We start from the raw sequence: 17,198 nt of genomic DNA on the forward strand, positions 1-17,198 counted from the left end.
CTCAGACCGCGTCGATGCCGCGGGGCCCCTCGCCGACGTACTTCGCGGTCGGCCGGATGAGCCGGGCCTCGCGCTTCTGCTCGAGGATGTGAGCCGACCAGCCGGCGACGCGCGCGCAGGTGAACATCGAGGTGAACAGGTCGGCCGGCACCTCGGCGGTGTCGAGCACGACCGCGGACCAGAACTCGACGTTCGTCGCGAGCACGCGGTCGGGCTTGCGGGCCTGGAGCTCGGCGAGCGCGGCCTTCTCGAGCGCCTCGGCGACCTCGAAGCGCTGCGACCCGATCTCGCGGGCGGTGCGGCGCAGCACGCGGGCACGGGGGTCCTCGGCGCGGTAGACGCGGTGGCCGAAGCCCATGAGCCGCTCGCCGCGGTCGAGGAGGTCCTTGACGTACTTCTCGGCGTCGCCCATCTGCTCGACGTCGTCGATCATCTTCAGCACGCGCGACGGGGCGCCGCCGTGCAGCGGGCCGGACAGCGCGCCGACCGCGCTCGACAGCGCGGCGGCGACGTCGGCGCCGGTCGATGCGACGACGCGCGCGGTGAACGTCGACGCGTTCATGCCGTGCTCCGCCGCGGAGATCCAGTACGCGTCGATCGCCTTGACGTGATCCGGATCCGCCTCGCCGCGCCAGCGGATGAGGAACCGCTCCGGGATCGACGTGCCCTGGTCGACGGTCGTCTGCGGGACGGGCGGCTTGCCGGCGCCGCGCGCGGACTGCGCGACGAACGACAGCGCCATGACCGACGCGCGCGCCAGCTGCTCGCGGGCCTGCTCGTCGGAGATGTCGATCAGCTGGCCGAAGCCCCACTCGGGCGCGAGCATGGCGAGCGCGGACTGCACGTCGACGCGCGGGTCGCCGGAGCGGACGTACAGCGGCCACGGCTCGGCGGGCGGGAGGCCCGGTTCGAACGAGCCGTCCACCAGCAGGCCCCACACCTTCTCGTACGGGACCTTGCCCACGAGGTCCTCGATGTCGACCCCGCGGTATCGGAGCGAGCCGCCGGCCTTGTCGGGCTCGGCGATCTCGGTGGCGAAGGCGACGACGCCTTCGAGGCCCGACTGGACGCCGGACGTGTCTACGGTCGCGCTCATATGTGGACAGCGTACGCCGCTTACGCGAGTGCCCCGGGGCGCCCACGTGCCCGCCCTCGTAGGGTTCGACGGCATGTCGACCGCCGAAGCCCTGCTCTTCCGCCCCGTCGACGAGCTGGCGGGGCTGGTGCGATCGGGCGAGCTGTCGTCGCGCGAGCTCGTCCAGGCGTCGCTCGATCGCATCGAGGCGCTCAACCCGCAGCTCAACGCGTTCGTCGACGTGTTCGCCGAGGAGGCGCTGGCCGCCGCGGAGGCGGTCAAGCCCGGTGACGAGCGCCCGCTCGCCGGCGTGCCGATCGCGATCAAGAACAACATCCCGATCGCGGGCAAGCGGATCACGTTCTGCTCGCCGTTCGTCGGCGACCTGATCGCGCCCTTCGACCACAACGTCGTCACGCGCCTGCGCGATCGTGCCGGCGCGATCGTCGTGGGCACCACGACGCTGCCGGAGTACGGCATCCAGCCCACGACCGAGACGCGCCGCTTCGGCGCGACGCGCAACCCATGGGACCCGTCGCGCACGCCGGGCGGCTCGTCCGGCGGCAGCGCCGCGGCGGTCGCGTCGGGGATGGTGCCGCTCGCGCACGGCAACGACGGCGGCGGGTCGACGCGCATCCCCGCGTCGTGCTGCGGGCTGGTCGGGCTCAAGCCGCAGCGCGGCCGGATCTCGCAGGCGCCCGGCGCGGGCGAGCAGTTCCTCGCCATCGACGGCGTCCTGACGCACACCGTGCGCGAGACGGCGCTGGCGCTCGACCTCCTCGCCGGCCCCGAGCTGGGCGACTCGTCGTGGGCGCCGCCGCCCGCCGAGCCGTTCGCCGCGGCGATGGGCCACGAGCCGAAGGGCCTGCGGATCGGCCTCATGCTCGAGCCGCCGCTGCCCGACGCGCCGCTCGACCCCGAGGTCGTCGCCGCGACGCGCGCGACGGCGGAGCTGCTCGAGCAGCTCGGCCACGAGGTCGTCGAGCTGCACACCGAGCTCGCGTCGAAGGACCTCCTGCGGAGGTTCACCGCGGTGTTCGGGCCGATGAACTGCTCGCTCATCAGCCTCGCCGCGATGATGGCCGGCCGGCCGCCGACCGAGGACGACGTCGAGCGGCTGACGCTCTGGCTGTGGGAGACGTGCCAGGCCATCTCGTCGGTCGACGCGTACAGCGCGATGCTGCAGCTGCAGGGGGCCGCGCGCGCGTTCGTGCAGTGGGCGGCGCAGGTCGACGTCGTGCTCAGCCCGACGCTCGCCGAGCTGCCGCTGGAGCTGGGCGTGCTCGATCCCGACGGGCCCGACCCGCAGGGGACGTTCGCGCGCGCCGGCCGCTTCACGCCGTTCACGGCGCTGCTGAACATCACCGGCTCGCCCGGCATCTCGCTGCCGCTGCACGAGAGCGCGAGCGGCCTGCCGATCGGCATCCAGCTCGCCGGCCAGCCCGCCGGCGAGGGCGTTCTGCTCGCGCTGGCCGCGCAGCTCGAGGCGGCGCTGCCATGGCGCGACCGGCGCCCGCGGATCAGCTGACCGCGGCATCATCCGTCGCCATGAGCGACTTCACGATCACGAACCTGCGCGAGGTGGATGACTCGGCGCCGAAGTTCGGCTACGAGGACCGGCAGGAGGCGCGCTTCGCGATGAAGGCGCTCGGCGCCGAGTCCACCGGCGTGAGCTTCCACGTCGTCAAGCCCGGCAAGCGGCAGGGGTTCGGGCACGTGCACGACGAGGCCGAGGAGGTCTACGTCATCGTGGGCGGCTCGGGCCGCATCAAGCTCGACGACGAGATCCGCGAGGTCGGCCGGCTCGACGCGATCCGGGTCGCGCCGAAGGTGATGCGCGCGTTCGAGGCGGGGGACGACGGGCTCGAGGTGCTCGCGTTCGGCCCGCACCACGAGGGCGACGGGGCGATCGAGCCCGGCTTCTGGACCGACTAGCTAGGCGACGGCCGCGAGGACGGTGCGGATCGGGCGCGGTGACACGCCGAGCGCCTCCGCGTCCGCCGTACCGCGCGGGGTCGTCATCGAGACGAGCAGCAGCTCGGCCTCGTCCCACGTCGCGGGCGCCTTGGACTTCATGAGCGTCTCGGCGGCGCGCAGCCCGGCGCGCGTGACGGGCTCGGGCACCGGCAGGACGCGGCGGCCGTGGTGGCGGACGGCAAGGATGGCCTCGGCCACCTCGTTGCCCGTCATCGTCTCGGGGCCGGCGAGCTCGTAGCGCATGCTGCTGCGGTCGGCCGGGCCGTCGAGCGCGTTGACCACGCACGCCGCGACGTCGTCGGCCCAGATCGGCTGGAAGTGCGCGCGCGTGCCGCCCGGCATCGGCACGACGGGCAGCAGCGAGAGCCGGTCGAGCCAGCGCAGCAGCCGGTCGCCCTCGGCGAACACGAGCGACGGCGCGAAGACGGTGTGGCGCAGTCCCGACTCGACGACGGCCTGCTCGGCGAGCGCCTTCGCGCGCAGGAACCGCGTGCGGTCGTGGATCGAGGCCGACAGCGCGCTGAAGAAGATGAAGTGCTCGACGCCCGCGCGCTCGGCCGCCTGCACGAGGCGCCAGGTCGCGATGCCGTTGAGCTCCTCGATCGAGCCGCGCGGCTGGTCGCGCCCGGACGCCGCGAGGTGCACGACCGTCTTGACGCCGCGCAGCGCGTTGCGGAACGACGGCGGGTCGGTGAGGTCGCCGAGCGCGATCTGCACGCGCACGCGCTCGCTCCCCAGCCGGCGCGGGTCGCGCACGAGGCAGCGCACCGGGTGCCCCAGCGCCACGAGCCGGCGCAGCAGCGGCACGCCGACGTCCCCGCTCGCTCCCGTGAGCAGGATCATCGGGAGTCAGCGACTAGAACCAATGCCGCTGCTCCTGCCAGGGGTCGGCGTCGTTGTGGTAGCCGTTCAGCTCCCAGAAGCCCTCCTTGTCCTTGGGCATCACCTCGAGCTGGCGGAGGAACTTCGCCGACTTCCAGAAGTAGCGCTTCGGGACGATGAGACGCAGCGGGGCGCCGTGGTCGTGCTCGAGCGGCTCGCCCGCGTAGGTGTGGGCGACGATCACGTCGTCGTCGTAGAGCGCCGCGAGCGGGATGTTCGTCGTGTAGCCGCCGTCGCTGTGCGCCATCACGTGCGTCCCGGCCGGCTTGACCTTCGCGCGGTCGAGCAGGTCGCTCACCTTCACCCCGACCCACGTGGTGTCGAGCTTCGACCAGCGGGTGACGCAGTGGATGTCGACGGTGATCTCGTGCTGGGGCAGCGCCATGAGCTCGTCCCAGCGCAGCGAGTACGGCTCCTCGACCTCGCCCCAGATCGACAGCGACCAGTCGTTGAGGTCGTAGGCGGGGTTCGGGCCGTACGTCAGGACCGGGAAGCGCTCGGTCAGGTACTGGCCGGGCGGGATGCGGCCCGGGTCGATCCCGCGCTCCTTCGCCTGCTTCTGCCCGCGGGCCCCGAGCATCTTCGAGGTGATGGCCATGGACCCGAACTCTAGGCGTTAGCATCCGGCGACCAATGGCCTACGTCATCGCTGAACCCTGCATCGGTCAGAAGGACAACTCCTGCGTGGAGGTCTGCCCGGTCGACTGCATCCACCCGACCCCCGACGAGCCCGACTACGACTCGGTTGAGCAGCTGTACATCGACCCCGAGGAGTGCATCGACTGCGACGCCTGCGTCGAGGCGTGCCCCGTCGACGCGTGCTTCGCGGAGGACCAGGTCCCCGACGAGTGGACCCGGTTCATCCAGATCAACGCCGACTACTTCAAGTCGAAGGCGTAGAGCAGCCGCTTCCCGACGTCGGCGGGCCCGGCCTCCGGGTCCTCTTCGTCGGGATCAACCCGTCCCTGCGCTCTGCCGAGGTCGGACACCACTTCGCCAGGCCGGGCAACCGGTTCTGGCCCACGCTGCACGCCGCCGGCTTCACGCCGCGTCGGCTGCAGCCCGACGAGGACGGCCTGCTGCCGTCGTTCGGAGCCGGGATCACGAACCTCGTCGCGCGACCGACGCGCGCGGCGAGCGAGCTGTCGGCGGAGGAGCTGCGCGCCGGCGCCACCGTGCTGGAGGCGAAGGTGCGCGCGTGGGCGCCGCGTCTCGTCGCCATCGTCGGCGTCACCGCGTGGCGCGTCGCGTTCGCGCGCCCGAAGGCGGCCTTCGGGCTGCAGCCGGAGGACGTCGGCGGCCGGCCCGCGTGGGTGCTGCCGAACCCGAGCGGCCTGAACGCGCACTACCAGCTCCCCCGCCTGGCGGAGGTGTACGCGGAGGCGCGGGTGTTCGCGGAGGGCCTGCGCGCTGGCTAGCCGGCCATCGGCAGCGCCGTGCCGGCGGGCGCGGGACCCGTCGGGAGGTCCCCGCCGACCTGGCTGACCGCCAGGAGCGGGAGCGTCTGCGGCGTCATCGCGATGAGCCCGCGCGCGGCCTGGTGGATCCCCACCGCGGCGGCGTCGTCGGGGTCGACCGCGTTGAGCGGCACGCCGGCGTCGGCCTGCTCGCGCAGGGCCATCGTCAGCGGCACCTTGCCGAGCAGCGGGACGCCGAGGTCGTCGGCGAGCTCCTGCCCGCCGCCCTCGCCGAAGATCTGGAAGCGCTCGCCGCCCGGCGTCGTGAAGCCGGACATGTTCTCGACGACGCCGGCGATCTCGAGGTCGACCTTGTTCGCCATCTCGGCGGCGCGGCGGGCGACCTTCTGGGCCGTCGGCTGCGGCGTGGTGACGAGCAGGAACTTCGCCTGCGGCAGCAGCTGCGACAGCGTCATCGACACGTCGCCGGTGCCCGGCGGGAGGTCGACGAGCAGGAAGTCGAGCTCCCCCCAGTCGACGTCCTCGAGGAACTGGGTGAGCGCCTTGTGCAGCATCGGCCCGCGCCAGACGACAGCGGAGTCCTCCTGCACGAAGAAGCCGATCGACATCACCTTGATGCCGCCCGCCTCCAGGGGGATGATCTTCCGCTGCGGCGAGACCGGCGGACGCTGGCCGCCCAGCCCGAGCATGCGCGGGATCGAGTAGCCCCAGACGTCGGCGTCGAGGATGCCGACGCGCTTGCCCTCGGCGGTGAGCGCCGCGGCGAGGTTGACGGTCAGCGACGACTTGCCGACGCCGCCCTTGCCCGAGCCGACGCAGATGACGTTGTGGACCTGGGCGAGCGCGCCCTCGGGAAGGCCCTGCGGGCGGCCGAGCTTGCGCTGCAGCGCCGCCTTCTGCTGGTCGGTGAGGACGTCGAACGAGACGTCGACGCGCGAGACGCCGGGCAGCCCCATCACGGAGTCGTGCACGGCGGTCTGGAAGTGGTTGCGGATCGGGCAGCCAGGGGTCGTGAGCGACACCGTGATGGCGACCGCCCCGTCCTCGGCGATGTCGATCGACCGGACCATGTCCAGCTCGACGATGTTGTTGTGCAGCTCCGGGTCGATGACGGACCGGAGCGCGTCGACGATGTGGTCGCGGCTGGACATGCTTCGAGTGTAGGAGAAGGGTCCCTTCGGCCCCGAACGACGACGGGCCGCCCGAGGGCGGCCCGTCTGGGGAGGAGAGGGTGCTGCTCTCACCGACTTCCACATCGGCGAGCTCTACCGCACCGCCGCGCCTCTCCGGTCGCGGCGGGCGGGGAAGCGCCGGTCGCTACGCGACGGCCTTGGCGACGCGCGCCGTGACCTCGCGGGCGGCCTTCGTGCCGGCCAGCGCGGCGCCCTGCGCGACGTTCTCGACGGTGGCGCCGACGAGGTTCGCCTGCTGGGCGACGTCCGACTTGCGGGCGTCGGCGACGAGCTTGTTGACGTCGCGCTCGAAGCGGCCGGTGCGCTGGCGCATCTCGCGCTCGAGGCGCGTGCGGCGGCGCTTGAGCTCACGCTCGACGCGGTTGCGGGCGGTCGTGCCGCGGCGCTCGAAGCCCTTGAAGGTGCGCTCGAGCTTGGTGCGGCGCGACTTCAGCTCGCGCTGCAGCTTGGCGCTGTCGCTGTACGTGCCGACGAAGCCGGTGACGGCGTCACGCGCGGTCAGGGTCGCGCCGACGTACGTCAGGACGGTGCGCTCGGCGACGTCGCCCACGCGGGTGACGATCGTGTTCGCCTCGTTGCGAGCCTGAGCGGCCTCGCGGGCGACGGTCGTCTGCGTGCGCGCGGTCGCACGGCTCGTGTTCCGCGAAGCGGCGCGCGAGTTGGCCGTCGTGCGGGCCTTCTTCGCCGTGGTGCTGCGACGCGTCGCGGTGGTCTTTCGCTGCGCGGTGCTGCGCGACGTGCTGCGCGTAGAAGCGCTGCGAGTCGAGCCGCTGCGCGACGCGGTGGACCGGTTGGTCGTGGTCTTCGTGGTCTTCGTGCTGCCGTTGGTGGTAGCCATGGTCACCCTCTCGGTAACTTGCTTACATCTAAGCTCCGTAGAACAAGGTACCAGAACACGCGTTCGGAGAAACGCCCAAGTGACCTACGTCACAGAACGCCCGTTCGCCCGTCTCGGCCACAAGGGTTCGCTCCTCATCTTCTGTGGGGCGTCCGTGGCGTCAGGGGAACGGCGCCCCCCGGTTTCTTCGCCCGTGTTGCGTAGTGGGCGTAGAGCGCCCCAGAACGCGACAAGCCTCCTCGCGAGGTGCGCGCGTGCTGCGTTTTTGGCGTTGGAGGGAGGACAACGCGACACGGCGACCGCCGGATCGAGGGCGTGTCGCGTTGTTGACCTATGCGGTGCCTAACGCGACACGGCGTCTCGGGAGCGCGCCGCTTGTCGCGTTGTTGACCTTCGAGCGCGACTCCACCGGCCCGGGTGGCACCGAGGTACCAGGCACCCGAGTGACAGGCACCCGGGGGAGGCGACTTCGCGTGGCCGCGAGGAGGCGACTTCGGGTGGCCGCGACGATGTCGCACCGGTTCGAGCCAGCGGCGGCGGTGCGTAGATGGGCCGGGAGGTTCGGGTGGGCGGGCGGGCCGTTGCCGCCCGGATGGGGACCCCCGGGGCGGCCGGCGCGGCGCGGGGCGGGCCTAGGCGGCGAGCTTGGCGGTGCGGTCGAGCCAGCGGCGGGGCGCGGAGATCTCCTCCAGGGAGGGGAGCGCCTCGGGGGACGACCAGGCTCGGTTGAGCGCCTCGATGCCGCCGATCTCGACGACCTCGTCGCAGAACGCGCGGCCGAGCTCGTACTGCTTCATCTTGAGCTCGAGGCCGAGGAGCTTCTCGAGCAGCCGGACCGCGGGGGACTTCTCGGTCCGGCGGCGGTCCAAAGCATCGCGGAGGGAGTCCAACGAGGGCAGGACGTCGCGGCCGACGGCGTCCATGACGTGCTCGGCGTGCCCCTCGATCAGCGCCATCGTCGCCTGGACGCGGTCGATGATCGCCATCCGGTCGCGGCCGGCGACGAGCGTCACGAGGCCGCCCTCCTTCACGCGCGCGACGAGCTCCTTCACGTCGTCGAGGCCCGTCGACGGCAGCCGCTTGATCGCGGCGCCGTAGTCGATCTTCACGTCGACGCTCTCCAGCAGGCCGCGCAGCTCGCCGGCGAGGTGCTCGCGCAGCCACGGCACCGACGTGAACTGCACCGCGTGCGTGACCTCGTGGATCGCCACCCACGCGACGAGGTCGTGCTCGGGGACGTCGAGCCGGTCGGCCGCCTGCTTCAGGTTGGGAGCGACCAGCAGCAGCCGCTCGGGCGCGTCGGGGTCGAGCAGGACGAGCTCGTACTGCCCGAGCACGCGCTGCGAGAGGTAGCCGCTGAGCACGCCGACCTCGGCGGCCAGCAGCGCGCCCGTCACGGCGCGCAGGAAGTGCGACGCCGCGGTGGTGCCCTTGTCGACCTTCTTGGTCAGCGGCTCGACGACCGCCTGCATCGACACGAGGTTCAAGTCGAGCCAGCGCCCGCGGTCGACCGCCTCGGGCGGCGGGACCGGGCGCGCCGGCTGCAGGCCCGTGTAGTCGCTCACCCGCGTGCGCGCGTCGTCGACGAGCCCCTGGAGGTCGTTCGGCAGCGACGCCTTCTCGGTCGGCTCGTCGCCGGCGACGTAGCCGCCGATGCGCCGGGCGAGCTTCCAGTCGATCATCGGTCGAGCACCGCCTTGAGCACCTCGAGTCCGTCCGGGGTTCGCGCCGCGACGAGCGGCGAATGGGGAGCGAGGTCGAGGGGCGCGCCGAGCGGGTCGGAACACGCCGGGAACGCGACCACGCCGCCGCTCTCGCGCACGATCAGCTGCGCCGCAGCGCAGTCGACCGCGCGAGTGCGCCACAGCGTCAGCATCCCGTCGACGCGGGTCATGGACACCTGGCACAGCGAGATCGCGATCGACCCGATCGCCCGCAGGCGGTGGACGCGATCCTCGAGGGCGCCGATGTGCGGCGCGATCCAGCGGGGGTCGGCGGACTCGATCGCCACGACCTCGAGCCGGCCGTTGCGGTCGCGGCGCTCGGGCGGCGGCGCGGGCAGCGGAGCGCCGTTGTAGAGCACGCCCCCTCCACGGCGGGCGACCCACTCCTCGCCGGTCCCGAGGTCGGCGACGAACCCGAACGCGACGTCGGCCATCGTCGGCCCGTCGGCCACGGCGATCGAGATGCCCACGTGCGGCAGCCCGCGCTTGGCGTTCAGCGACCCGTCGATCGGATCGATGACGACGAGCACGTCGTCGCCGCCGAAGTCGACCTCGCCGCGCTCCTCCGAGACAGCGGAGAACCGCGCGCCGGCGTCGTGCAGCCGCGAGAGCTCGGCGAACACGCCGTCCTCGGACGCCTGGTCGATGACCAGCGTCCGATCGCCGCCCTCCCCGCGCTCGCCCGTCTCCTCGACGCGCTCGCGGCTCGTCGGGTTGTCGCGCAGGATCCCGCGCAGGACGTCGGTGGCCCGGCGGGACGCTCCCAGCCAGTCCGCCTGAAGAGCCTCCGGCGTCACGGTCACCGCTCCATACGATAGGCGCCGTGTCCGAGCGCCTCGATCAGCTGACCGCCGCCCAGCGGCGGGCGGTCACCCACGAGGGCGATGCGCTGCTCGTCCTCGGGGGCTCCGGCACCGGCAAGACGAGGGTGCTCGTGGACCGCTTCGCCTGGCTGGTCGACCAGGGAGCGCCGGCCGAGGACGTCGTCGCCGTGACCGCCACCGCGGCCGCCGCCGAGACGCTCCGCAGGACGATCGAGGACGTCCTGAACCCGCCGTTCGGCGAGCTCAACGTCACCACGGTCCCCGACCTCTGCGCCCGGATCCTGCGCGAGCACGCACCCGCCGCCGGCCTGGATCCGTTCTTCGTGCCGGCCACGGGAGCCGACCGGCTCGCGCTGCTGCTCGACCGCGTCGAGGAGCTGACGCTGCGCCGCCACGACTTCCTCGGCAACCCGAGCGCCCTGCTCGCGTCGGTGATCGAGCGCATCGACCGCTGCAAGCTCGAGCTCGTCTCCGCCGACGACTACGCGCGGTGGGCCGCCGACATCGAGGGGGAGCGGGGAGAGCGCGAGCGCGAGTTCGCCCAGCTCTTCGCCGACCACGACGAGCTGCTCGCCTCCGAGGGCAGCCTCGACACCGGCGACCTCGTCCTGCGCACGATCGCGCTGCTGAAGGGGGGAGCGGGCGAGCGGGTCACCGCGCGCGTCCGCCACCTGCTCGTCGACGAGTACCAGGACCTCGACCTCGCGCACCTCGAGCTGCTCGACCTCCTCGCCGCCGGCGGCACCATCGCGGCGGCCGGCGACGACGACGCCGCGGTCACGCGCTTCCGCGCCGCCGCGACGAAGAACCTCCGCGACTTCACGGCAAGGCGCCCGCAGGCGACGGTCATCTCGCTCGAGAAGTCGTTCCGGTCGCGCGAGAAGATCCTCGAGGCGGCCCGCTCGGTCGTCACCCCGATCCCCGACCGGCTCGGGCTGAAGATCGAGGACGCCGCGCCCGGCGGCGACATCGCGTTCTGGCGCTGCGCGAACGAGCGCGCCCAGGCCCAGGGCGCGGCCGCCGAGATCGAGCGGCTCATCCGCGAGGGCGAGAAGCCGGAGCGCATCGGGGTGCTCGTCCGGTCCGTCCGCAACGAGGGCCAGGCCGTCGCGCTTGCCTTGGAGGAGCGGGCCGTGCCGTTCCGCGTCGTCGGCGCCGCCGCGTTCTTCCAGCGCGCCGAGGTGCGCGACGTCCTCGCGTGGCTGCGGCTGCTCGTCGACCCCGCCGACGCCGGCGCGGCGGTCAGGGCGCTCGCCCGCCCGCCGATCGAGCTGCGCAGCGCCGACCTCGCCCGCTGCATCCAGATCGCCCGGCGGCGCAAGCTCGACATGGTCAGCGCGCTCGTCGCCGCCACCGAGTCGCCCCAGCTGCCGCCCGAGGCGCGCGAGCGCATCCTCGGCTTCCTGAAGCTCCACCGCCAAGCCGTCGCCCAGCTCGACACCACGCGGCCGGACCTCTTCATCCACCGGCTCGTCGAGCGGCTCGGCCTGCGCCGCCAGCAGCTCTTCAGCGCCAGCGCCGACGTCGTCGAGCGGCTGCAGAACCTCGCCCGCCTCGGCGAGCTCGCCGCCGCCTACGTCCGCCGCGCGCCGCAGGCCACGCCGCGCGAGTTCGCCCGCCAGATCGCCGCCGTCGCCGAGGCCGGGCTGCGCGAGGAGGAGGCGGCGCCCGAGGGCCGTCCGCGGTCGGTTGCCGTCATGACGATGCGCGCGGCGAAGGGCATGGAGTTCGACCACGTCTTCGTGCTCGGCCTCCACAGCGCGCGCATGCCGGGCGCCCGGCGCCACGCGTACGAGCCGCTCCCGGACGCGCTGCTGCACGAGCGCCTCCCGCCCGACAGCCGCGCCGCCCACGTCGCCGAGATGCGGCGGCTGCTGCACGTGGCGATGACACGGGCGCGGCGCGGGCTCGTGCTCGCGTACGCGGAGCGCTCGGACCGCGGCACGCAGCAGGTGCCGTCGCCGTTCCTCGAGGAGGCGCGCGTGGCCGCGCACGCCGACTGGGCGGAGCGCGAGGAGCAGCTCTTCGGCCCTGACGAGACGCTGCACGCGACGTTCCGCGGGTTGCGCGACGAGCTGCTCGAGGAGCTGCCGCGAGTCGGCACCCGCCTCGGCGAGCTGCGCTTCGACACCGACCTCGACATCTCGCACGCGGTCGTCCGCTACCTCGAGCTCGTCAAGCTCGCCGCGCTGCTCGAGCGTCCGGCGGGCCAGTCCGTCGCCGACGCGCTGCCCGGCGTCAACGCGCGGCTGCTCGAGGCGGTCACGCCGCAGCAGCGCGACATCCTCCAGACCAGCGCGCTCGACGACGCGCTGCTCGAGGCCGAGCGCGACGAGCGCGCCCGCGCCGCCGCCATCGCCGCGCGAGCCGAGCCGTCGCTCGAGCCGTTCCTCCCCAAGCGCGGCGACGGGCTGATGCTGAGCGCCTCGGACATCGAGACGTACCGGACGTGCCCGCTGAAGTACAAGTTCGCGCGCGTCTTCCGCATCCCGCAGGAGCCGACGATCAACCAGCGCTTCGGCATCGTCGTCCACCAGGTGCTCGAGCGCTTCCACGTCGGCGGCATGACGAGCTGGGACGACATGGCGGGGCTGCTCGAGGCGGGCTGGCGGCGCAGCGGGTTCGGCGCGACCGACCAGGAGCGCCAGCTGCACGGCAAGGCCGTCAGCGCGCTGCAGCGCTACCTCGAGCGCTGGTCGGCGTCCGACGCCGAGCCGGTGTGGTTCGAGCGCTCGTTCTCGTTCCGCCTCGGCCCGCACATGCTGCGCGGCCGCGTCGACCGCGTCGACCGGCTGCCCGACGGCGGCTACGAGCTCATCGACTACAAGACCGGCCGCCCGAAGACGCCGGCGCAGCTGCGCGACGACGTGCAGCTCGCGGTCTACGCGATGGCGGCGCGGGAGGCGTGGGACCTCGACGCGTCGTCGCAGTCCTACCTCTACGTGCTCGACGACGAGAAGGTCCCGCTGCCGCCCGGCGCGGTCGACCGCGAGTGGGTCAGCGAGACCGTCTTCACCGTCGCCGACGGGATCCTGTCGCAGGGCTTCGAGCCGACGCCGTCGTACGCGGCATGCTCGATGTGCGACTACCGGATCGTCTGCCCGGCGTCGGAGCGCTGAGCTACTGCCGCGGCGGCTCGTTGCCGCGCTGGCGCAGGAACCGCTGGAACTCGCGGGCGAGGACGTCACCGCTCGGCAGGTCGCCGGCCGCGGCCTCGGCCTCCTCCTCCTCGACGGCGGCCTCGAGCCGCTCGACGAAGGCCTGCACGTCCGGATCGCTCTGCACCGCGAGGCTCACCTGGCGCTCGTAGTCGGCGGCGGCGGACTCGAGCTCCTCCGCGTCGACCGACACGCCGACGAGCTGCTCGAGCTTGCGCACGAGCGCGAGCGCCGCCTTGGGGTTCGGCGCGGCCGCGACGTAGTGCGGGACGCTCGCCCACAGGCTGGCGGCGGGCATGCCGGCCTTGGAGCACGCGTCCTGCAGGACGCCGACGATCCCCGTCGGGCCCTCGTAGGTCGCCTGGATCAGGCTGAGCCGGTCGGTGAGCATCGGATCGGTCGTGATACCGGTCACCGAGACGGGCCGCGAGTGCGGCACGTCGGCGAGCAGCGCGCCGAGCGTGACGATGAGCTGCGTGCCGAGCGCCTCGGCCAGCTCGATCACGAGGCGGCAGAACGTGCGCCAGCGCATCGAGGGCTCGCTGCCCTGGATGATCACGAGGTCCCGCGGGGCGCGCGGGATGCGAGCGGCGAAGACCTCGACCTCGGGCCAGTCGATCTGGCGCGTCGCGCCGTCGTCGATCCGGACCTTCGGGCGGGTCGCCTGGAAGTCGAAGAACTCCTCGGGATCGATGCGCGCGAAGCGGGTCGCGCCCAGCGACGAGGCCACGTACGACACGGCCGCCGAGGCCGCGTCTCCTGCGTCGTTCCAGCCCTTGAACGCGCACACCAGCGCGGGGGCGCGGAGGCCGTCCGGCCGGCTCTCCCATTCGAGCGGCGGCATCCGGGTCAGAGTAGAAGATGGTCAGCCCATGGCCGACTCCGTCGCCACGCTTCGCGCGGGCCAGGACGTCTCCGGCGTCTTCGCCTGCACCCGCAAGGACCGCCTCACGACGCGGACCGGCTCGCCGTACCTCGCGGTCGAGCTCCGCGACGCAACTGGGCGCATCGGCGCCCGCGCGTTCCGCGATGCCGACGTGCTGGCAGGGCGGTTCGAGCGCGGCGACCTCGTGCGCGTCCGCGGACGCGTCGAGCGCTTCCGCGACGAGCTGCAGGTCGAGCTCGCCGACATCGCGAAGGCGCCGGAGGAGACCGCCGACCCGGCCGCGTTCCTGCCCGTCGCCTACCGCGACGTCGAGGAGCTCGACGGCTTCCTCGAGCACCTCGCCCGCGAGGTCCACGACAAGCCGTTCCTCGCGCTGCTCGAGGGGCTGCTGGCCAACGAGGAGCTGCGGGCGGAGTGGCGGCGCGCGCCGTGTACGCGCGACGGGCACCATGCGTACCTCGGCGGCCTGTTGGAGCACACGGTCGCGGTCGCCCAGCTGGCGCTCGAGACATGCACGCTGCACGTGCGGCTCAACAGCGACCTGCTCATCACGGCGGCGATCGTCCACGACCTCGGCAAGACGCGCGAGTTCACGTACGGCGCGGAGATCGCCGTGAGCGACGCCGGCCGGCTGCTCGGCCACGTGGAGCTGGGGCTGGAGCTGCTGCGCGACCGGGCGCGCGGAGTGCTCGACGAGCCGCGCTGGCTGGCGCTGTCGCACTGCGTCCTGACGCACCACGGTCCGGACCGCGCCCCGGCGCGCCGCTTCGTCTCGCCCGAGGCGCTGGCGCTGTACCGGCTGAACGCCCTCGACGCCTCGATCAAGGGCGCGCTGGAGCACGGCTTGCCGTGAACCGCTTCGGGGTAGGACGTGCGGCATGGACCGCGAGGTGCACGTCCTGCTCTGGACCGACGACGACGGCACTGCCCAGTGCGCGGTCTACGACGTGCGCGCGGACGCCGAGCGCGACGCCGCGCTGATCGGCGGCCGCGTCGAGACGCGGCAGGTCTTCCCGGCGCTCGAGGAGCGCACGGGCCGCTTCGCGCGCTGACCATCTAGGTTGCGCCGCGGGGCGGCACCGGCCTGGTGGCCGATCCGGTCTTCAAAACCGGCAGGGCGCGGCAACCCCGCGCTTGGAAGGTTCGATTCCTTCGCCGCCTCGTGCTGATCGACCCTCACCCCCGGGGAGGCGCCTGACCAACGGGAGCGGCGGCCGTCGCTTCAGCGAGACGGAAGATCCCCGTCGGTCACGCAGCGGCAGAAGAGAGGATCGCGTCGTTGGCTGTCAACTGTTCAACCAAAGGAGCAGCCATGCGCAAGAAGGTCGTGGCCGGCACCCTCGCGTGCCTGTTCGCGCTGTCGGGCACCGCGTTCGCCGCCCAGACGACGCTGCCGGGCGCCAACGACGCCCCGGGCAGCAGCGACTGCCACACGCACGGGCCGAACACGCCGCCCGGCTCGAACGGGCTCTGCAAGTAGCGACGCAGTGGGTGGGCGGGGCGTTCGCCGGAGGACGCCCCGCGCCGGTCAGTCGTCGCGGGCGGGCTTCTCGGCGGCCGCCTTCTCGGCGGCTGCCTCCCGTCGCTGGGCGGCCTCCTCCTTGAGGCGGCGCTGCGTGGAGGTGAACTCCTCCGACCGCTCGGCCGGGGTCTTGCTCGGCGGTCGCCGATTCGACTGCTGCGGTCTCTGATCGGGCATGTCGACCTCGACCGTACCGCTTCGTGGTCCGCGAAGCGTCGCGATCCCGCCCGGCCCGCGATGATCAGACGCGTGGATCCGCTCGGCAGCGTCGACCTCGCCATCGGGCGCGCGCTCGAGCGCTCCCTGGCGGCCCATCACCGGTACCGGCTGCGGCGGCACGGCCGGATGGACGCGCTGGACCCGCCCGACGACGGCACGCTGTGGTGCCGCGAGGCGCCGCCCCCGCGCGATGGCTGCTCGCTCGAGGTGCTCATCGACGGCGCCACGGTGCTGCCGGCCATCGCGGAGGCGATCCGCGCGGCACGGCGATCGGTGCGGATCGCCGGTTGGCACTCGGCGCCGCACTTCGCGCTCGAGCGCGGCGAGCCGCCGGCCGTCCTGCGGGAGCTGCTGCGCGAGGCCGTCGCGCGCGGTGTCGACGTGCGCGTGCTCCTCTGGGCCGGCGCCCCGTTCCACGCGTTCACCCCGTCGCGAGCCGACGTCCGCGCCGACGCCCGCGAGCTGAGCGACGGCACGGGGATCCGCGTCGCCGTCGACGACCGCGAGCGGCTGCTGCACTGCCATCACGAGAAGCTCGTCGTGGTCGACGACGAGCTCGCGTTCGTCGGCGGCGTCGACCTGACCGACCTCGGCGGCGACCGCTGGGACACCTCCGACCATCCGGCGCGCGGGCGCCTCGGCTGGCACGACGCCGGGACTCGCTTGCGCGGCCCGATCGTCGCGGACGTCGCCGAGCACCTCGACCTGCGCTGGACGGCGGTGACGGGCGAGCGGCTGCCGCCGGTCCCGGTTCCGGAGCCGGCGGGCGACGTCACCGTGCAGCTCGTGCGCACGATCCCCGAGCGGACCTACGACGAGCTGCCCGACGGTGCCTTCGGCGTCCTCGAGAGCTACCTGCGCGCCATCCGCGGTGCCCGCGAGCTCATCTACCTCGAGTCGCAGTTCTTCTGGCTGCCCGAGCTCGTCGACGCGGTGAGCGCGAAGCTGCGCGACCCGCCGAGCGACCGGTTCCGCGTCGTGGTGCTGCTGCCGTCGAAGGCCAACAACGGCGAGGAGGACACGCGCGGCATGCTCGCCCTGCTGGCCGACGCGGACGACGGGCGCGGGCGCTTCCTGGCCACGACGATCGACGCGATGACGGGCGCGACCGTCGATCCCGTGTACGTGCACGCGAAGATCGGCATCGTCGACGACCGCTGGCTGACGATCGGCTCGGCGAACCTCAACGCCCACTCGTTCCTCAACGACACCGAGGTCAACGTCCAGGTGCACGACCCGCGCCTCGCCCGCCAGACCCGGCTGCGGCTGTGGAGCGAGCACCTCGCGCTGCCCGCTGAGCAGATCGAGGGCGACCCGGCCGACGTGGTCGATCGCCACTGGATCCCGATCGCCCGGCGCGAGCACGAGCTTCGCGCGGCGGGTCGCCCGCGCACCCACCGCCTGCGCGAGCTCAAGCCGAGCTCGCGCAGGATCGAACGGCTGCTGGGGCCGATGGACGCGATCGTCGTCGACAGCTGAGCC

The 17,198-nt window shown here is 73.1% G+C and carries 18 protein-coding genes and 1 tRNA gene; 10 read left to right on the top strand and 9 right to left on the bottom strand.

What is annotated here, in order from left to right:
- Window position 1: 1 nt before the first annotated feature.
- Window positions 2–1,096, bottom strand: coding sequence for a citrate synthase 2 (locus AC1UE4_RS20170; protein ID WP_482919124.1), 1,095 nt, complete (start codon window positions 1,094–1,096; stop codon window positions 2–4).
- Window positions 1,097–1,169: 73 nt separating this feature from the next.
- Here AC1UE4_RS20170 and AC1UE4_RS20175 point away from each other — a divergent pair, with 73 nt between their 5' ends.
- Together AC1UE4_RS20175 and AC1UE4_RS20180 are read left to right on the top strand one after the other, a co-directional pair.
- Window positions 1,170–2,603 carry an amidase gene (locus AC1UE4_RS20175; protein WP_482919125.1) on the top strand — a complete coding sequence of 478 codons (1,434 nt, stop codon included), beginning with the start codon at window positions 1,170–1,172 and terminating at the stop codon, window positions 2,601–2,603.
- A gap of 20 nt (window positions 2,604–2,623) precedes the next feature.
- Complete coding sequence (locus AC1UE4_RS20180) at window positions 2,624–3,010, top strand: cupin domain-containing protein (RefSeq protein ID WP_482919126.1); 387 nt, start codon at window positions 2,624–2,626, stop codon at window positions 3,008–3,010.
- Here the strand turns inward: AC1UE4_RS20180 and AC1UE4_RS20185 are convergent, their stop codons facing one another.
- Complete coding sequence (locus AC1UE4_RS20185; protein ID WP_482919127.1) at window positions 3,011–3,895, bottom strand: NAD(P)H-binding protein; 885 nt, start codon at window positions 3,893–3,895, stop codon at window positions 3,011–3,013. It lies immediately after the preceding gene.
- A 13-nt stretch (window positions 3,896–3,908) separates the two neighbouring features.
- The gene (locus AC1UE4_RS20190) at window positions 3,909–4,532 is read right to left on the bottom strand and encodes a sulfite oxidase-like oxidoreductase (protein WP_482919128.1); all 624 of its coding nucleotides are present in this window, start codon (window positions 4,530–4,532) and stop codon (window positions 3,909–3,911) included.
- A 35-nt stretch (window positions 4,533–4,567) separates the two neighbouring features.
- Here AC1UE4_RS20190 and AC1UE4_RS20195 point away from each other — a divergent pair, with 35 nt between their 5' ends.
- Both AC1UE4_RS20195 and mug read left to right on the top strand, forming a co-directional pair.
- Entirely contained in the window at window positions 4,568–4,834 is a 267-nt protein-coding gene (locus tag AC1UE4_RS20195; protein WP_482919129.1) for a 4Fe-4S dicluster domain-containing protein, read from the top strand.
- Window positions 4,783–5,352, top strand: coding sequence for a G/U mismatch-specific DNA glycosylase (gene mug / locus AC1UE4_RS20200; RefSeq protein ID WP_482919130.1), 570 nt, complete (start codon window positions 4,783–4,785; stop codon window positions 5,350–5,352). The genes AC1UE4_RS20195 and mug overlap by 52 nt, the downstream gene beginning before the upstream one ends.
- Here the strand turns inward: mug and AC1UE4_RS20205 are convergent.
- The 4 genes from AC1UE4_RS20205 to AC1UE4_RS20220 form a co-directional block, all read right to left on the bottom strand.
- Window positions 5,349–6,503, bottom strand: coding sequence for an Mrp/NBP35 family ATP-binding protein (locus AC1UE4_RS20205; protein ID WP_482919131.1), 1,155 nt, complete (start codon window positions 6,501–6,503; stop codon window positions 5,349–5,351). The two genes, mug and AC1UE4_RS20205, sit on opposite strands and share 4 nt — an antisense overlap.
- 166 nt (window positions 6,504–6,669) lie before the next feature.
- Window positions 6,670–7,383 carry a hypothetical protein gene (locus tag AC1UE4_RS20210; RefSeq protein ID WP_482919132.1) on the bottom strand — a complete coding sequence of 238 codons (714 nt, stop codon included), beginning with the start codon at window positions 7,381–7,383 and terminating at the stop codon, window positions 6,670–6,672.
- A 632-nt stretch (window positions 7,384–8,015) separates the two neighbouring features.
- Window positions 8,016–9,065: a zinc-dependent metalloprotease gene (locus tag AC1UE4_RS20215; protein WP_482919133.1), complete on the bottom strand. Its 1,050-nt coding sequence runs from the start codon at window positions 9,063–9,065 to the stop codon at window positions 8,016–8,018.
- Entirely contained in the window at window positions 9,062–9,904 is an 843-nt protein-coding gene (locus AC1UE4_RS20220; protein ID WP_482919134.1) for an inositol monophosphatase family protein, read from the bottom strand. Before AC1UE4_RS20220 ends, AC1UE4_RS20215 begins: the two co-directional genes overlap by 4 nt.
- 26 nt (window positions 9,905–9,930) lie before the next feature.
- On the opposite strand from AC1UE4_RS20220, the gene AC1UE4_RS20225 reads away from it, so the two are divergent.
- Window positions 9,931–13,050: an ATP-dependent helicase gene (locus AC1UE4_RS20225; protein WP_482919135.1), complete on the top strand. Its 3,120-nt coding sequence runs from the start codon at window positions 9,931–9,933 to the stop codon at window positions 13,048–13,050.
- A gap of 1 nt (window position 13,051) precedes the next feature.
- On the opposite strand, the gene AC1UE4_RS20230 is transcribed toward AC1UE4_RS20225, so the two are convergent.
- The gene (locus AC1UE4_RS20230) at window positions 13,052–13,933 is read right to left on the bottom strand and encodes a PAC2 family protein (RefSeq protein WP_482919136.1); all 882 of its coding nucleotides are present in this window, start codon (window positions 13,931–13,933) and stop codon (window positions 13,052–13,054) included.
- 28 nt (window positions 13,934–13,961) lie between these two features.
- Here AC1UE4_RS20230 and AC1UE4_RS20235 point away from each other — a divergent pair, with 28 nt between their 5' ends.
- The 4 genes from AC1UE4_RS20235 (at window position 13,962) to AC1UE4_RS20250 (ending at window position 15,455) form a co-directional block, all read left to right on the top strand.
- Window positions 13,962–14,828: an HDIG domain-containing metalloprotein gene (locus AC1UE4_RS20235; protein WP_482919137.1), complete on the top strand. Its 867-nt coding sequence runs from the start codon at window positions 13,962–13,964 to the stop codon at window positions 14,826–14,828.
- Between the two features lie 25 nt (window positions 14,829–14,853).
- Complete coding sequence (locus tag AC1UE4_RS20240; RefSeq protein WP_482919138.1) at window positions 14,854–15,027, top strand: hypothetical protein; 174 nt, start codon at window positions 14,854–14,856, stop codon at window positions 15,025–15,027.
- A gap of 23 nt (window positions 15,028–15,050) precedes the next feature.
- A tRNA-Sec gene (locus AC1UE4_RS20245) sits at window positions 15,051–15,133 on the top strand.
- 154 nt (window positions 15,134–15,287) lie between these two features.
- Window positions 15,288–15,455: a hypothetical protein gene (locus AC1UE4_RS20250; RefSeq protein WP_482919139.1), complete on the top strand. Its 168-nt coding sequence runs from the start codon at window positions 15,288–15,290 to the stop codon at window positions 15,453–15,455.
- Between the two features lie 48 nt (window positions 15,456–15,503).
- Here AC1UE4_RS20250 and AC1UE4_RS20255 read toward each other — a convergent pair whose 3' ends face one another.
- On the bottom strand, window positions 15,504–15,674 hold the full coding sequence (locus AC1UE4_RS20255) for a hypothetical protein (protein ID WP_482919140.1): 171 nt from the start codon (window positions 15,672–15,674) through the stop codon (window positions 15,504–15,506).
- A 72-nt stretch (window positions 15,675–15,746) separates the two neighbouring features.
- Between AC1UE4_RS20255 and AC1UE4_RS20260 the strand changes: the two genes are divergently transcribed.
- Window positions 15,747–17,195, top strand: a complete 1,449-nt coding sequence (locus AC1UE4_RS20260) for a phospholipase D-like domain-containing protein (protein WP_482919141.1) — start codon at window positions 15,747–15,749, stop codon at window positions 17,193–17,195.
- The last annotated feature ends 3 nt before the right edge of the window (window positions 17,196–17,198 follow it).

The organism is Parviterribacter kavangonensis (assembly GCF_056863335.1).

What these genes read in the sequence shown, in the direction of transcription:
- AC1UE4_RS20185 (WP_482919127.1), bottom strand. Translation starts at nt 3,895, where the DNA reads ATGATCCTGCTCACGGGAGCGAGCGGGGACGTCGGCGTGCCGCTGCTG.
- AC1UE4_RS20250 (WP_482919139.1), top strand. Translation starts at nt 15,288, where the DNA reads ATGCGCAAGAAGGTCGTGGCCGGCACCCTCGCGTGCCTGTTCGCGCTG.
- AC1UE4_RS20230 (WP_482919136.1), bottom strand. Translation starts at nt 13,933, where the DNA reads ATGCCGCCGCTCGAATGGGAGAGCCGGCCGGACGGCCTCCGCGCCCCC.
- AC1UE4_RS20175 (WP_482919125.1), top strand. Translation starts at nt 1,170, where the DNA reads ATGTCGACCGCCGAAGCCCTGCTCTTCCGCCCCGTCGACGAGCTGGCG.
- AC1UE4_RS20190 (WP_482919128.1), bottom strand. Translation starts at nt 4,532, where the DNA reads ATGGCCATCACCTCGAAGATGCTCGGGGCCCGCGGGCAGAAGCAGGCG.
- AC1UE4_RS20215 (WP_482919133.1), bottom strand. Translation starts at nt 9,065, where the DNA reads ATGATCGACTGGAAGCTCGCCCGGCGCATCGGCGGCTACGTCGCCGGC.
- AC1UE4_RS20210 (WP_482919132.1), bottom strand. Translation starts at nt 7,383, where the DNA reads ATGGCTACCACCAACGGCAGCACGAAGACCACGAAGACCACGACCAAC.
- AC1UE4_RS20255 (WP_482919140.1), bottom strand. Translation starts at nt 15,674, where the DNA reads ATGCCCGATCAGAGACCGCAGCAGTCGAATCGGCGACCGCCGAGCAAG.
- AC1UE4_RS20195 (WP_482919129.1), top strand. Translation starts at nt 4,568, where the DNA reads ATGGCCTACGTCATCGCTGAACCCTGCATCGGTCAGAAGGACAACTCC.
- AC1UE4_RS20235 (WP_482919137.1), top strand. Translation starts at nt 13,962, where the DNA reads ATGGCCGACTCCGTCGCCACGCTTCGCGCGGGCCAGGACGTCTCCGGC.
- AC1UE4_RS20170 (WP_482919124.1), bottom strand. Translation starts at nt 1,096, where the DNA reads ATGAGCGCGACCGTAGACACGTCCGGCGTCCAGTCGGGCCTCGAAGGC.
- AC1UE4_RS20180 (WP_482919126.1), top strand. Translation starts at nt 2,624, where the DNA reads ATGAGCGACTTCACGATCACGAACCTGCGCGAGGTGGATGACTCGGCG.
- AC1UE4_RS20240 (WP_482919138.1), top strand. Translation starts at nt 14,854, where the DNA reads ATGGACCGCGAGGTGCACGTCCTGCTCTGGACCGACGACGACGGCACT.
- AC1UE4_RS20205 (WP_482919131.1), bottom strand. Translation starts at nt 6,503, where the DNA reads ATGTCCAGCCGCGACCACATCGTCGACGCGCTCCGGTCCGTCATCGAC.